The following is a 15,193-nucleotide window of genomic DNA, read 5'->3' on the forward strand; positions in this document are numbered from 1 at the left end:
AGACTTACGAGAGTCCGCCATGTACGAGCTGTCCCGGGTCCGCCTCTACTCCATCGGCCCCGCCGGTGCGCGCTACGCCGACACCGTGCTTGACCTGCGGGGCGTCGGCGAGCCCGTCCCCGACCCCGCGCCGACGCAGGCGGAGTTCTTCGAGGACGAGCCAGTCGGCCCGCCGCGCCGCCCCGCGCCCGCCGGCGTGCTCTTCCTGGAGAACGGCGGCGGTAAGTCGGTGCTGCTCAAGCTGATCTTCTCGGTGATGCTGCCGGGCCACCGCAACACCCTGGGCGGCGCCAGCTCCGGTGTGCTGCGCAAGTTCCTGCTCGCCGACGACTGCGGGCATGTCGCGCTGGAGTGGCAGCACACGCTGACCGGCGAGTGCGTCGTCGTCGGCAAGGTCAGCGAGTGGCGTGGACGCCAAGTCTCCAACGACCCGCGGAAGTTCGCCGAGGCCTGGTATTCGTTCCGGCCCGGGCCGGGGCTGTCGCTGGACAATCTGCCGGTCGCCGAGGCCACCTCCGTACGGCCGCCCGTGGAGGGCCAGTCGGGCGCACAGGGCCGCCGCCGCACCATGAAGGGATTCCGGGACGCCATCACCGAGGCGAGCAAGGCGTATCCGCACCTGGAGGTGCACTGGGAGGAGATCCACGACCGCTGGATCGAGCACCTCGGCGACCTCGGCCTGGACCCCGAACTCTTCCGCTACCAGCGGGAGATGAACGCCGACGAGGGTGAGGCCGCAGGCCTCTTCGCGGTCAAGAAGGACTCCGACTTCACCGACCTGCTGCTGCGCGCGGTCACCGACACCCGGGACACCGACGGCCTCGCCGACCTGGTCAGCGGCTTCGGCAACAAGCTGGGCCGCCGGGCCGAACTGATCGCCGAACGGGACTTCACCGCCGGGTCGGTGGACCTCCTCGGGCGGATCGTCGAGGCCGCCGAAGGGCGTGCGCGTGCGCGTGACATCCACGCGGGCGCCGAGCGCCGTACGCGCACCCTGGCGCGGCGGCTGTCCGCGCGGGGCGTGCAGGAGCGGGCGCGGGCCGCCGACCTCGCCCAGCGCGTCACAGCGGCCGCCTACGCCGTCACGCACGCCGAGGCGGCCCGCGAACGCAGCGCGCTGATCGCGGCCGAACTCGCCTACCGGAACGCCTCGCTGGCGCTCGCCCGCGCCGAGAAGTCGGCCGCCGCACAGAAGCGCGAGCTGGCCGACGCGCGTACCCTGCACTCCGCCTGGCAGGCCGCCGAGGCCGCTCTGCGCCACCGCGCCGCCGCCGACCGCGTCGCGCGCGTGGCCGCAGCCATCCAGGAGGCCGAGCGGGACGCGGCCCCCGCGCTCGCCGCCCGCGCCAAGGCCGCCGTGGACCTCGTACGAGCCCTGCACGCGGCCGCCGAGAGAGCCGAGGCCCTCGCCAACGAGGAGGAGGAGCGGTCCGCCGCGCTCCAGGAGACGGGCGAGGCCGCCTACCGGGACTCGACCGCCGCGGCCACGGAGGCGCAGCGGGCCCGCAGTGAGGTCGGCCATCTGCGCCAGCGTCTCTCCGAGGTCGAGCAGGAGACCGCCGAGGCGGTGCGGGCCGGCTGGCTCGACGACAGCGCGCCCGACGCCGACCCGGCCCGCGCCGCCCTCGCGGCCAGCGACGCCGAGAAGAGCGCGGTCGCCGCCTGGGACACGGCGCGTGAGGCCGCGCGCAAGACCGGCGAGCACGCGCGTGAGGCGGCCTCGGCCGAGTCCCGCGCGGAACTGACCGCCGCCCGTGCGGCGGACGCGGCCACGGCGACCCGGCGGTCGTACGAGGCCGAGCGCCGTATCGCCGAGGCGCTGGCGGCGGAGGAGCGGCTCGCCGAGCTGCTCAGCCTGTCCGGCAGCGGCCCCGCCCGGTCCGCGGTCCCGCAGCCCCGCCAGGAGGCGGAGGGCGACGAGGGCGCTCTCACCCCGGAGGAACTGGACCGTTTCGCCGACGAACTGCGCGAACTGCTCGACGACTCCGTCTCCTCCGCCGAGCGGCAACTCTTCGAGCTGCGTACCGCAGCGGCCGACGACGCGCGCATCCTCGGCGCGCTCGGCGACGGCGGGCTGCTGCCGCCGGGTCCGGACGTGCTGGCCACCGTGGAGTTCCTCGGCGAGCACGGCATCCCGGCGCTGCCCGGCTGGCGCTACCTCGCGCAGGCCGTCGACCCCGCCGACCACGCGCGCGTACTCGCCGCCCGGCCGGAACTGGTCGACGGCGTGATCATCACCGATCCCGACACGCACGCGCGTGCCCGCGACGCACTCGCCGACGCCGCGCTGCTCCCACGGTCCGCCGTGGCGGTGGGTACGGCGGCCGCCCTGCTCGCGCCGACACCGGTGCCGGACGACCAGCCCGGCGAGGTGTTCCTCGTACCGCCGAACCCGGCCATGCACGACGAGCACGCCGCCGACGAGGAGCGCCAGACGCTGCGCGCGCGGGCAGGCGAGCGGGACGAGGAGATCCGGACGCTCGCCGCGCGCCTCGGCAAGGACCGGGAGCTCGCGGCACGGCTCGCCTCCTGGCGCACCGGCTGCCCGGCGGGACGGCTCGTCGAGCTGGCGCAGGCCGCGCGGGACGCGGGCGCGTTCGCCGAGGAGGCGGAGGCCGAACTGGCCGAGGCACGCACCGTCCGCGCGGAGGCCGACGAGGCCGCCGCCGAGGCCGCACAGGTGCGGGACGAGCGGCAGGAGGCCGCGCAGAAGGCCCGGCGCGCCGCCGACGCCCTCGCTGGGCTCGCCTTCCGGCTGCGCGAGCGGGCCGGCTGGCAGGTCAAGGTGCGCGAACTGGCCGACGAGGGCGCCGAGTCGGAGGCCCGCGCCCAGGCCTGCCTGGAGCGGGCCCGCGCCGCCGACGAGGACCGGCGCGCCGCCCAGCGGGCCGCCGACGACGCCCGCCGCACCGCCCGCGCGCTGCGTGCCGAGCGCTCCGAGATCGCGGGCGCCCCCGACGACGTACCGGAAACGGACGCGGACACCCCCAAGGCGTCCCTGCCCGCGCTCCGCGAGGCCTACCGGGCCGCCTCCCAGGTCTACGAGAAGGTCGGCGTCGGCGCTGACCTGCGCGCGGAGCAGGCCAGGGCGGAAAGCGACGAGAGCGCGGCCCGCGCCGAGCTGGACCGGCTCAGCAACAAGGTCCGCACCCGCGCCGAGCAGCTGCTCCAGTCGCCCGACGGCTCCGACGGACCGTCCCGGCAGGCCGCCGCCGCCCGCGCCGAGGAGCTGGTGCAGCTCCTGGAGACCAGGATGTCCACCGCCAGCGAGCAGCTCGGCCGGCTGCGCGGCGAGGCCGAGCGGCACGCGCCCGAGGACGGTGAGGCCCACACCGAGCTGCCCGAGGAGCTGGAGCCGCGCGACGCCGAGCACGCCCAGGCCCTGCTGCGCACGGCCACCGCCGAACTGGCCTCGCGCACCGAGGCGTTGACCCAGGCCCGGGAAGCCCACGCCGAGCTGCTCGACGCCCACCGCGCGGCCGAGGACGGCGCCGGCGGCTTCGACGAGACCGCCGCGATGCTGCGGGACCTGCTGCGCGAGCACACCCTTGAGGAGGAGCCGGAAGAGCCGGAGCCCTACCCCGGCAGCCTCGAAGAGGCCCGGCACTCCGCCGCCGAGGCCCGACGCTCCCTGCGCGGCTGCGCCGCCGACCTTTCCGCCGCCGAGACTTCCGTAAGAGAAGCGAGCGACGTCCTCGTCCGGCACGCCAACTCCACGCGCTACGAACAGGTGCGCACACCCGCCCGGCAGCAGATCCGCGAGCTGCCCGCCTCCGCACTGCCCGAGCACGCCCAGAAGTGGGCGGACGCCTTCGCGCCCCGACTGCGGGTGCTCACCGACGAGTTGGCCCAGCTGGAGCGGAACCGCGACTCGATCGTGGACCGGCTGCGCGGACTGGTCGAGTCCGCCCTCGCGACCCTGCGCTCCGCGCAGCGACTGTCCCGGCTGCCCGAGGGGCTCGGCGAGTGGTCCGGGCAGGAGTTCCTGCGCATCCGCTTCGAGGAGCCCGACCAGGCCACCCTCACCGAGCGGCTCGGCGAGGTCATCGACGAGGCGACCCGGGCTGCCGTGAAGAAGAACTCCGACCTGCGCCGCGACGGCATGTCCCTGCTGCTGCGGGGCGTGGGCGCGGCACTTCAGCCCAAGGGCGTGGCCGTCGAGATCCTCAAGCCGGACGCCGTGCTGCGCGCCGAGCGGGTGCCCGTCGGCCAGATGGGCGACGTCTTCTCGGGCGGCCAGCTGCTCACCGCCGCCATCGCCCTGTACTGCACGATGGCCGCGCTGCGGTCGAACGACAGGGGCCGCGACAAGCACCGGCACGCGGGCACACTGTTCCTCGACAACCCCATCGGCCGCGCCAACGCCACCTATCTGCTGGAGCTCCAGCGGGCCGTGTCGGACGCGCTCGGTGTCCAACTCCTGTACACCACGGGCCTGTTCGACACCACCGCACTCGCGGAGTTCCCGCTCGTCATCCGGCTGCGCAACGACGCGGACCTCAGGGCCGGTCTGAAGTACATCAGCGTGGAGGAGCACCTGAGGCCGGGACTTCCCCAGCAGTCGGCCGGGGAGGACGAGGCCGTGCACAGCGAGATCACGGCGACCCGGATGTTCAAGCGGCCGGCACCGGCCGCCGGCTGACGGAGGCCTGCGTCAGGAGTGCGACAGCCGGCCGGTGCCGCCTTGCCTGCGTATCCGCTCCTGCGCCCGCTCCGCCGCCCGTCCCTGCCGCCGCGCCCGGCGACGCTCGCGGCGCAGGGCACGGGCCGTGCTGCTGGGGGTCGAGACCACGCCGTTGCGCTGATTCCACACCTGGCGGGTCACCCACACGTCCAGCGCGCCCCAGGTGGCCACCACCGTGCTGACGACGCTGCTGATGACCATGGGGAACGCCAGCCACGATCCGGCCATGGTGCAGAAGAAGGCCACCATCGCCTGGATCATCGTCACGGCGATGATGATCACCGCCCGCACCGCCGCCGTACGCACCGGGTCCGGCATCCGGCGCCGCCGCGCCGGCTCCTCGACCCACAGCGGCCGGGCCTGAACCTGCCCCGCGCCGCCCACCGCCTCGTCCACGTCCGCCGGAATGTCGCGATCCGGTGCCTCAAGGCCCCGCTGCTGCACCGTCACGTGCGCCACCGCCCCATCCCCGGACGCCTTGCGCCGCTCCGCCGTGCCCATCACCGTGTCACTCCCCACCGCCAGCAGACCGCTCGCCCCGTGCCCGACGGCACGGCTCCCCAGTGGTTGCCCGGCTTGCGCTGTTTTACGCCGCCCGGGTGCGGGATGCGGCTCGTGTGGCCGATTCCGCCCCCATTTCCCATAGAGAAGGACGAACGACGCGTCCTGAAGATTCCCAAGCAACGAAAAATTTCGGCCAACTGTCCGAGCGGGCCTGCCGGATGGGTCCGGGCGACCACTTCGGGAAACAGGGAGGCAATCTCCCCTCATGACCGGACAACTCCCCATGTCTCGTCGCCCGCGCGGAAGTTCAGCTTCCGGACCGCTCTTCGAGTTACCTGTGTGTCAGTAGTAGGCTCGCGCCGTTTGTTGACGTACATGTGTACCCCCGGCCGGCGGGGGACGAGCTGGGGGAGGCCATGCGCTTTCGCGGGAAGTCGATCCGCCGGAAGATCGTGGCGCTGCTTCTCGTGCCGCTGGTGTCCCTGACAGCCATCTGGGGTTTCGCCACGGTACTGACGGGACGCCAGGCGGAACAGCTGTTCAACGTGTCCGACGTGGTGGAGAAGATCGCCTACCCGATCGAGGACACCGTCCGGGTCGTGCAGCAGGAGCGCCGCCAGTCCCTGGTCTACCTCGCCGATCCGCGGGCCTCCGACGGGCCTGCCGATCTCCGGCGCAGCCGGACCGCCACCGACAAGGCCGTCGCCGAGATCCGCAAGAACGCCAAGAACCCCGATGTGCGCGACGCCATGGGCGCGGACGCGGGTGACCGGCTGACCGCCGTGCTGGACGCCTTCGACGGCATCGAGTCGCTGCGCCGCAGCGTGGAGGACGGCACCGTCAGCCGCGCCCAGGCCCTCGACCTCTACAACCGCCTGGTCGACCCCTGCTACGTCCTGCTCGCCAACCTCCATGTCGTCGACAACGTGGAGATGGACAAGCAGTACCGCGCGCTGGTCAACCTCGCCCGCGCCCGGGAGCTGCTCTCCCGCGAGGACGCCCTGCTCGGCTCCGCCCTGATCGTCGGCAAGCTCTCGCGCGACGAGGACCGTGACATCACCGACCTGGTGGCCCAGCGCAGCCTCATGTACGACGTGAACCTGCCGCTGCTGCCCTCCTCGGAGAGCGATCGCTACGAGCGGTTCTGGAAGAACGCCGCCACCGCTCCGCTGCGCGTGGCCGAACAGTCCGCCGTCTCCGCCACGAGCGGCACCGGCGAGGTCACCGCGCAGAGCTGGGACACCGCGGCCGGAAGCGTGCTCGACAAGCTCGGCACGCTCAACGACCAGGCGAGCGACCGCTATCAGGACCGCGTCCGGCCGGTGGCCCTGAACGTCATCGCCAAGGCGGCCGTCGCCGGCGTCCTCGGTCTGCTCGCTCTTCTGTTCTCGCTCTTCCTGTCGGTGCGCGTCGGCCGCGGCCTCATCCGCGACCTGCGCCAGCTGCGCCTGGAGGCCCACGAGGCGTCCGGCGTACGGCTGCCCAGCGTCATGCGGCGCCTGTCGGCGGGCGAACAGGTCGACGTGGAGACCGAGGTCCCGCGCCTGGAGTACGACAAGAACGAGATCGGCGAGGTCGGCCAGGCCCTCAACACCCTGCAGCGCGCCGCCGTCGAAGCGGCCGTCAAGCAGGCCGAGTTGCGCGCCGGCGTCTCCGAGGTCTTCGTCAACCTCGCCCGCCGCAGCCAGGTCCTGCTGCACAAGCAGCTCACGCTCCTCGACACCATGGAGCGCCGGACCGAGGACACCGACGAACTCGCCGACCTGTTCCGCCTCGACCACCTGACCACCCGTATGCGCCGGCACGCCGAGGGTCTGGTGATCCTCTCCGGCGCCGCCCCCTCCCGGCAGTGGCGCAAACCCGTCCAGCTCATGGACGTCGTCCGCGCCGCCGTCGCCGAGGTCGAGGACTACGAGCGCATCGAGGTCCGCCGGCTGCCCCGGGTCGCCGTCACCGGCCCGGCCGTCGCCGACCTCACCCACCTCGTCGCCGAACTCCTGGAGAACGCCACGGTGTTCTCCCCGCCGCACACCGCCGTCCAGGTCCTGGGCGAACGGGTCGCCAACGGCTTCACCCTGGAGATCCACGACCGCGGCCTCGGCATGGCAGCCGACGCCCTCCTGGACGCCAACCTGCGGCTCGCCGAGACACCCGAGTTCGAGCTGTCCGACACCGACCGGCTCGGCCTGTTCGTGGTCAGTCGGCTCGCCCAGCGGCAGAACGTCCGGGTCTCCCTGCAGCCTTCGCCGTACGGCGGCACCACCGCCGTGGTCTTCATCCCCGACGCCCTGCTCACGGACGACGTCCCGGACACCAACGGCATCGGCTTCCGCCTCGACCGGCCGCACCTCTCGAAGGAGGCCGAGCTCGAGGAGAGCCACCGCGCCGCGCTCTCCCACGTGCCCGTGAAGCTGCCCGGACTGCCCGCCTCCGTGCTGGACGGCCCGGTGGAGCTGGAGGCCCCCGTCGACCTCGACGCCATCGAGGACTACCCGGGCGCGCTCGACGACGAGGACGGCGAACGCGGCGGGATCTTCCGCCCGCGGCGCTCCATAGCCCTCGCGCAGGACGAGACCGCGGCACACCACGGCGATCAGCTCCCGTACGCCGATGACGGCCATCATTCGGCCCACACCGGCCCGGACGACCAGCCGGGCGCCCCGGTGGCGCTGCCCCGCCGCCGCACGCCCAAGCTGGTCAGCTCGCACGGACGGCCGGTCACCGAGCAGCGGTCGCGCCGCGCGGACACCGACGACGTGCCGTCGGCGGGCACCGGCCGGACCGAAGCGGACGCCGTCGCCCCGCTGCCCGCGCGCCGCAGAGGCGAGGAACCGCCCATGGGCGGCGGCCCCGACCGGTCGGCGCCGGAGGGCGCGCCGCCCCTGCCGACCCGTCGGCGCGGCGCCTCGTCGCTGCGCCCCGGAGGAACCGAACGGCTCGGCGAACAAGGCGCGTCCTCGACGCCCGAGCACGCTCCCGGCGCGGCCCCGCAGCTGCCCGGCCTCCCCGCACGCACCCGCCCCGCCCAGATCGCACCGGGCGGCACGGACGGCGCTGCCCCGCCTCCCGGCGTGGCCCCCCTGCCCCGGCGCGTACGCCAGGCCAACCTGGCCCCGCAGCTGAAGCAGGCCGCCCCAAGGCGCCCCGAGACCAGCGCCGAGCCGGCGGAGCGGGACGCCGACGAGGTACGCAGCCGTATGGCCTCGCTCCAGCGCGGCTGGCAGCGTGGCCGCGAGGAGAACGCCGCGGGCGACAATGCCCACAGCGGCACAGCACCACGAGGAACGACTAAGGGGGACGGTCGATGACCGCACCGAAGGCGACCGGCCACAGCGCGACCAACAAGGCCGGGGAGCTGAACTGGCTCCTGGACGAGCTGGTGGATCGCGTCGCGAGCATCCGCAAAGCCATCGTGCTCTCCGGCGACGGCCTGCCGACCGGCGTGTCCCAGGACCTGTCCCGCGAGGACAGCGAGCACCTCGCCGCCGTCGCCTCCGGCTTCCACAGCCTGGCCAAGGGCGTGGGCCGGCATTTCGAGGCGGGCAACGTGAGGCAGACCGTCGTCGAGCTCGACGACGCCTTCCTGTTCGTGACGGCCGCGGGCGACGGCAGCTGCCTCGCCGTCCTCTCGGACGCCGACTCGGACGTCGGCCAGGTCGCCTACGAGATGACGCTCCTGGTCAAGAGGGTCGGCGTGCATCTGGGTGCCACTCCGCGCACCGATCTGCCCGCAGGCGGGTAGTGGGATGTCATGAGCGCTGACGGTCAGGGAAGAAGCCACTGGTTCGACGACGAGGCCGGTCCGGTCGTCCGTCCGTTCGCGATGACGCGCGGCCGGACCAGCAGTCCGGGCCAGCACCGCCTCGACCTGATCGCGGTGGTCGTCACCGAACCCGACGCGGACGATCCGGACACCGACTCGACGCTCTCCCCGGAGCACGTGGACATCGTCGACCTGTGCCGGGACGCCCCGCAGTCCGTCGCCGAGCTCTCCGCCGAACTCGATCTGCCCATCGGAGTGGTACGGGTCCTCATCATGGACCTCGTCGACGGGGAATTCGTCCATGTGACCCGGCCCGTGCCGCCTGCGGAGCTGGTGGACGAGAGTATTCTGCGCGACGTGATCAGCGGCCTCAGGGCGCTGTGAGCGGCGCGGAAGCGGGGTAGCGACGTGACAGGCTGGCAGTTCTGGGTCGACCGTGGTGGCACCTTCACGGACATCGTCGCGCGACGCCCGGACGGCCGTCTGCTCACGCACAAGCTGCTGTCGGAGAATCCGGCGCGCTACTCCGACGCGGCCGTCGCGGGCGTACGCGCGCTGCTGGACGGCTCCCAGGACCCCGTCGAGGCCGTCCGCATGGGGACGACGGTCGCCACCAACGCGCTCCTCGAGCGCAAGGGCGAGCGCACGCTCCTGGTCGTCACGCGCGGCTTCCGCGACGCCCTGCGCATCGCCTACCAGAACCGCCCGCACATCTTCGCCCGCCGTATCGAGCTGCCCGGACTGCTCCACGAGCGCGTGGTGGAGGCCGACGAGCGCATCGCCGCCGACGGCACCGTCCTCACCGCCCCCGACCTGGACGCCCTCACCGGGCCGCTCCAGGAGGCGTACGACGACGGGATCCGCGCCGTCGCCGTCGTCTGCATGCACAGTCACCTCCACCCGGCCCACGAACAGGCGATCGGCGAGCTGGCCGCCCGTATCGGATTCCCGCAGATCTCGCTGTCCAGCGAGGTCAGCCCGCTGATGAAGCTCGTCCCGCGCGGGGACACCGCGGTCGTCGACGCCTACCTGTCGCCCGTGCTGCGCCGCTACGTCCAGCACGTCGCCGACCAGCTCACGGGCGTCCGCCTGATGTTCATGCAGTCCAACGGCGGGCTCGCCGAGGCCGGGCAGTTCCGCGGCAAGGACGCCATCCTCTCCGGGCCCGCCGGTGGCATCGTCGGCATGGCCCGCATGTCGCAGCTCGCCGGCTTCGACCGGGTCATCGGCTTCGACATGGGTGGCACCTCCACCGACGTCTCGCACTTCGCCGGCGAGTACGAGCGCGTCTTCACGACCCAGATCGCCGGTGTCCGGCTGCGCGCACCCATGCTGGACATCCACACCGTGGCGGCCGGCGGCGGCTCGGTCCTGCACTTCGACGGCTCCCGCTACCGCGTAGGGCCGGACTCGGCGGGCGCGGATCCGGGGCCCGCCTGCTACCGCGGCGGCGGCCCGCTCGCCGTCACTGACGCCAACGTCATGCTCGGCCGCATCCAACCCGCCCACTTCCCCAGGGTGTTCGGCCCCGGCGGCGACCAGCCCCTCGACGAGGAACTCGTCCGCGACCGCTTCGCCGCCCTCGCCCGCGAGATCCGTGAGAAGACCGGCGACGACCGCACGCCCGAGCAGGTCGCCGAGGGCTACCTGCAGATCGCCGTAGCCAACATCGCCAACGCCGTCAAGCGGATCTCCGTCCAGAAGGGCCACGACGTCACCCGCTACGCCCTGACCACCTTCGGCGGGGCCGGCGGCCAGCACGCGTGCATGGTCGCCGACTCGCTCGGCATCCGCGCCGTCCTCGTCCCGCCCATGGCCGGCGTCCTGTCCGCCCTCGGCATCGGCCTCGCCGACACCACCGCCATGCGCGAACAGTCCGTCGAGGCACCCCTGAAGCCCGTCTCGATGCCGGCCGTCCTCAAGACCGCCGACGACCTCGAAGGAGCGGCCCGCGCCGAACTCCTCGCCGAGGACATCCCCGAGGACCGCATCCGTGTCACCCGCCGCGCCCAGCTCCGCTACGACGGCACCGACACCACCCTCACCGTCGAGCTGACCGAGCCGGAAACGATGCGGCACGCCTTCGAAGAACGTCATCGCGCCACGTACTCCTTCACGCTCGACCGCCCGATCGTCGTCGAAGCCCTCTCCGTCGAAGCCACCGGCATCACCGAACCCCCCGATCTCTCCGCCCTCGCCCCGTACGAAGGCCGCTCCGCCACCCCGGACACCGTCCGCCTCCACACCGGCGGCACCTGGCGCGACGTCCCCCTCCACCGCCGCGAGGACCTCCCTCCCGGCGACACCGTCACCGGCCCCGCGATCATCACCGAGGCCAGCGCGACGACCGTCGTCGACGACGGCTGGCGGGCCGTGGCGCGAGACGACGGGCATCTGGTCATGGAACGCGCGGCGATTACGCAGAGTTCCGATCTCGGCACAGAAGCCGACCCGGTTCTGCTGGAGGTCTTCAACAACCTGTTCATGTCCATCGCCGAACAGATGGGCGCCCGGCTGGAGTCCACGGCCCAGTCCGTCAACATCAAGGAGCGGCTCGACTTCTCCTGCGCGCTCTTCGACCCGGACGGGAACCTGGTGGCCAACGCCCCCCACATCCCTGTCCACTTGGGCTCGATGGGCACCAGCGTCAAGGAGGTCATCCGGCGCCGCGGCTCCACGATGCGGCCCGGCGACACCTACGCCGTCAACGACCCGTATCACGGCGGCACCCATCTGCCCGACGTCACCGTGATCACCCCCGTCTTCGACACGGCGGCCACGCAGGGTGACCGGATCCTGTTCTACGTCGCCTCCCGCGGCCACCACGCCGAGATCGGCGGCATCGCCCCGGGCTCCATGCCCGCGAACAGCCGCACCATCGAGGAGGAGGGCATTCTCTTCGACAACTGGCTGCTCGCCGAGAACGGCCGCTTCCGCGAGGCGGAGACCCTCCGCCTGCTCACCGAGGCGCCCTACCCCTCCCGCAACCCCAAGACCAACCTGGCCGACCTGCGCGCCCAGATCGCCGCCAACCAGAAGGGCGTCGACGAAGTCGCCCGCATGATCGAGAACTTCGGCCTCGACGTCGTACAGGCGTACATGAAGCACGTCCAGGACAACGCCGAGGAAGCCGTACGCCGGGTCGTCGACGCTCTGGACGACGGCGAGTACGCCTACGAGACCGACTCGGGGGCCGTCATCCGGGTACGCGTGCGCGTGGACCGCGAGAACCGCTCCGCCACCGTCGACTTCACCGGTACGTCCCCCCAGCTCACCAGCAACTTCAACGCCCCCTTCGCGGTGGTCAACGCGGCCGTCCTGTACGTCTTCCGCACCCTCGTCGCCGACGACATCCCGCTCAACGACGGCTGCTTGCGCCCCCTGAAGATCGTCGTGCCGCCCGGCTCCATGCTCGGACCCGAGCCGCCGGCCGCCGTCGTCGCCGGCAACGTCGAGACCTCCCAGGCCATCACCGGCGCCCTGTACGCGGCACTCCGCGTCCAGGCCGAGGGCTCCGGGACCATGAACAACGTCACCTTCGGCAACGAACGCCACCAGTACTACGAGACGGTCGCCTCCGGATCCGGCGCGGGTGACGGCTTCCCCGGCGCGCCCGTCGTCCAGACCCATATGACCAACTCCCGCCTGACCGACCCCGAGGTCCTGGAGTGGCGGCTGCCGGTACGGCTCGACGAGTTCGCCGTACGGCGCGGCAGCGGCGGCGCCGGGCGCTGGCCGGGCGGGGACGGCGCCGTACGCCGTATCCGCTTCCTGGAGCCCATGACGGTCTCCACGCTGTCGCAGCACCGCAGGGTCCCGCCGTACGGCATGGCGGGCGGCGAGCCCGGCGCGCTGGGCGCCAACCGGGTGGAACGCGCCGACGGGACGGTCACCGCGCTCGCCGGCAGCGACGCGGCGGACGTCGGCGCCGGCGACGTACTCGTCATCGAAACCCCTGGGGGCGGAGGCTACGGCCCGCCGTCGCCGGACCCCCAACAAGCCCATCGAGCAGGAGAAGAGATCGATGATCTTCGGGCGTTCTGAGCGCGGGAAGTCTCCGGTCGAGCCCGTCACGCTCAAGATCCTGGTGGCCGGCGGCTTCGGCGTCGGCAAGACCACCCTCGTCGGCGCGGTCAGCGAGATCCGGCCGCTGCGTACCGAGGAACTGCTCACCGAGGCCGGGCGTCCGGTCGACGACACGAGCGGCGTGGAGGGCAAGCACACCACCACCGTGGCCATGGACTTCGGCCGCATCACGCTCCGCGAGGACCTGGTGCTCTACCTGTTCGGCACGCCCGGGCAGGAGCGGTTCTGGTTCATGTGGGACGAGCTCTCCGAAGGGGCCCTCGGGGCCGTCGTACTCGCCGACACCCGCCGCCTGGAGGACTGCTTCGCCGCCGTCGACTACTTCGAGCGGCGCTCCATACCCTTCGTCATCGGCGTCAACTGCTTCGAGGGAGCGGTCCGTTACCCGGAGGATGCCGTGCGCCAGGCCCTCGACCTCGACGAGGACGTACCGGTCCTGCTCTGCGACGCCCGCGACCGGGCCTCCGTCAAGGAGGTGCTCATCGGAGTGGTCGAGCACGCGATGGCGTATGCCGCCGAACGCCGGCAGACCATCACGACCTGAGGCACGCGCACGGCCCGTACCCCCGCCGACCGGGGTACGGGCCGCGGTCATGCGCGCACGCGCGCGTGGCCGGCTCTGCGTACGCGCGCGTGCCTAGCTCTCCGTGTCCTCCGCCCAGCCGAAGCTCTTCTCCACGGCCTTGCGCCAGTTGTGGTACTCGCGGTCGCGCACCGACGCCTCCATGGACGGCGTCCACTCGACGTCCTTCTGCCAGTGCGACTTCAGCTCGTCGAGGTCGTTCCACACCCCGGTGGCCAGACCGGCCGCGTAGGCGGCGCCCAGGCAGGTGGTCTCGGAGACCTTCGGGCGGACCACCGGAACGTCGAGCACATCTGCCTGGTGCTGCATGAGCAGGTTGTTCTTGGTCATGCCGCCGTCCACCTTCAGGGTGGTGATGTGCACCCCGGAGTCCTGGTACATGGCGTCCACGACCTCACGGGTCTGCCAGCTGGTCGCCTCCAGCACCGCCCGGGCGAGGTGCGCCTTGGTGACGTACCGGGTCAGGCCCGTGACGACCCCGCGCGCGTCGGAGCGCCAGTACGGCGCGAACAGGCCCGAGAACGCGGGCACGATGTACGCGCCGCCGTTGTCGTCGACGCTCTCCGCGAGCGGCTCGATCTCGTCGGCGCTGCGGATGATGCCGAGCTGGTCCCGGAACCATTGAACGAGCGCGCCCGTTATGGCGATTGAACCCTCCAGGCAGTAGACCGGCGCCTCACTCCCGATCTTGTAGCCCATCGTCGTCAGCAGCCCGCTCTTCGACGGCACCGGCCGGTTGCCCGTGTTGAGCAGCAGGAAGGAGCCCGTGCCGTACGTGTTCTTCGCCGTGCCGACGTCGTAGCAGGCCTGCCCGAACACGGCCGCCTGCTGGTCGCCGAGTGCCGACGCCACCGGCACCCCGGCGAGCTGGCCCACGGCTGTGCCGTACACCTCGGCGGACGACCTGATCTCGGGGAGCAGGGCCTCGGGGACGTTCATCGCGGAGAGGATGGACTGGTCCCACTGGAGGGTCTCCAGGTTCATCAGCATGGTGCGGCCGGCGTTGGTCACGTCCGTGACGTGCTGTCCGCCGTCGGTGCCGCCGGTGAGGTTCCAGATGAGCCAGGAGTCGATGGTGCCGAAGGCGATCTCGCCGTTCTCGGCGCGGGCCCTGAGGCCGGGCACGTTGTCGAGCAGCCAGGCGGCCTTCGGGCCGGAGAAGTAGGTGGCCAGCGGCAGTCCGGTCTGCTCGCGGAAGCGGTCCTGGCCGTCGGGGCCGCCGAGCTGGTTGACCAGCCCCGCGGTACGGGTGTCCTGCCAGACGATCGCGTTGTGCACGGGCTTGCCCGTCGCACGGTCCCACAGGACCGTGGTCTCGCGCTGGTTGGTGATGCCGAGCGCGCTGAGCTGGTCGGCGCGCAGTCCCGCCTTGGCGATCGCGCCCGCGACCACCGCCTGCACCTTGGACCAGATCTCGGTGGCGTCGTGCTCCACCCAGCCCGGCTTGGGGAAGATCTGGCGGTGCTCACGCTGGTCGACGGCGACGATCGCGCCGTCCTGGTTGAAGACGATGCAGCGGCTGGAGGTGGTGCCCTGGTCGATAGCGGCGACGAACTTGTCCGTCATGACGTCC

General features: G+C 72.5%; 8 protein-coding genes. 6 read left to right on the plus strand and 2 right to left on the minus strand.

Annotation, left to right across the window (positions count from 1 at the left end):
• Positions 1-19: 19 nt before the first annotated feature.
• On the plus strand, positions 20-4,642 hold the full coding sequence (locus ABZ848_RS39910) for a hypothetical protein (protein ID WP_360839991.1): 4,623 nt from the start codon (positions 20-22) through the stop codon (positions 4,640-4,642).
• 12 nt (positions 4,643-4,654) lie between these two features.
• On the opposite strand, the gene ABZ848_RS39915 is transcribed toward ABZ848_RS39910, so the two are convergent.
• A complete protein-coding gene (locus ABZ848_RS39915) occupies positions 4,655-5,185 on the minus strand; it encodes a hypothetical protein (protein WP_360840027.1) in 531 nt (176 codons plus the stop codon).
• Positions 5,186-5,604: 419 nt separating this feature from the next.
• Between ABZ848_RS39915 and ABZ848_RS39920 the strand changes: the two genes are divergently transcribed.
• The 5 genes from ABZ848_RS39920 to ABZ848_RS39940 are packed head-to-tail and all read left to right on the plus strand — an operon-like array spanning position 5,605 to position 13,581.
• On the plus strand, positions 5,605-8,496 hold the full coding sequence (locus ABZ848_RS39920) for a nitrate- and nitrite sensing domain-containing protein (RefSeq protein WP_360839992.1): 2,892 nt from the start codon (positions 5,605-5,607) through the stop codon (positions 8,494-8,496).
• On the plus strand, positions 8,493-8,930 hold the full coding sequence (locus ABZ848_RS39925) for a roadblock/LC7 domain-containing protein (RefSeq protein WP_360839994.1): 438 nt from the start codon (positions 8,493-8,495) through the stop codon (positions 8,928-8,930). The genes ABZ848_RS39920 and ABZ848_RS39925 overlap by 4 nt, the downstream gene beginning before the upstream one ends.
• A gap of 9 nt (positions 8,931-8,939) precedes the next feature.
• A complete protein-coding gene (locus ABZ848_RS39930) occupies positions 8,940-9,335 on the plus strand; it encodes a DUF742 domain-containing protein (protein WP_360839996.1) in 396 nt (131 codons plus the stop codon).
• 24 nt (positions 9,336-9,359) lie between these two features.
• On the plus strand, positions 9,360-12,995 hold the full coding sequence (locus ABZ848_RS39935) for a hydantoinase B/oxoprolinase family protein (RefSeq protein ID WP_360839998.1): 3,636 nt from the start codon (positions 9,360-9,362) through the stop codon (positions 12,993-12,995).
• Entirely contained in the window at positions 12,976-13,581 is a 606-nt protein-coding gene (locus tag ABZ848_RS39940; protein WP_360840000.1) for an ATP/GTP-binding protein, read from the plus strand. Before ABZ848_RS39935 ends, ABZ848_RS39940 begins: the two co-directional genes overlap by 20 nt.
• A 93-nt stretch (positions 13,582-13,674) precedes the next feature.
• On the opposite strand, the gene glpK is transcribed toward ABZ848_RS39940, so the two are convergent.
• On the minus strand, positions 13,675-15,186 hold the full coding sequence (glpK, locus tag ABZ848_RS39945) for a glycerol kinase GlpK (RefSeq protein WP_360840002.1): 1,512 nt from the start codon (positions 15,184-15,186) through the stop codon (positions 13,675-13,677).
• Between the last annotated feature and the right edge of the window lie 7 nt (positions 15,187-15,193).

Origin of the sequence: Streptomyces sp. NPDC047081 (genome assembly GCF_040643775.1) — a bacterium.
Taxonomy (GTDB): Bacteria; Actinomycetota; Actinomycetes; order Streptomycetales; family Streptomycetaceae; genus Streptomyces.

Excerpts from the sequence above, each read along its gene's own strand:
- ABZ848_RS39910 (WP_360839991.1), top strand. The coding sequence starts at position 20 with ATGTACGAGCTGTCCCGGGTCCGCCTCTACTCCATCGGCCCCGCCGGT.
- ABZ848_RS39915 (WP_360840027.1), bottom strand. The coding sequence starts at position 5,185 with ATGGGCACGGCGGAGCGGCGCAAGGCGTCCGGGGATGGGGCGGTGGCG.
- ABZ848_RS39940 (WP_360840000.1), top strand. The coding sequence starts at position 12,976 with ATGATCTTCGGGCGTTCTGAGCGCGGGAAGTCTCCGGTCGAGCCCGTC.
- ABZ848_RS39925 (WP_360839994.1), top strand. The coding sequence starts at position 8,493 with ATGACCGCACCGAAGGCGACCGGCCACAGCGCGACCAACAAGGCCGGG.
- glpK (WP_360840002.1), bottom strand. The coding sequence starts at position 15,186 with ATGACGGACAAGTTCGTCGCCGCTATCGACCAGGGCACCACCTCCAGC.
- ABZ848_RS39930 (WP_360839996.1), top strand. The coding sequence starts at position 8,940 with ATGAGCGCTGACGGTCAGGGAAGAAGCCACTGGTTCGACGACGAGGCC.
- ABZ848_RS39920 (WP_360839992.1), top strand. The coding sequence starts at position 5,605 with ATGCGCTTTCGCGGGAAGTCGATCCGCCGGAAGATCGTGGCGCTGCTT.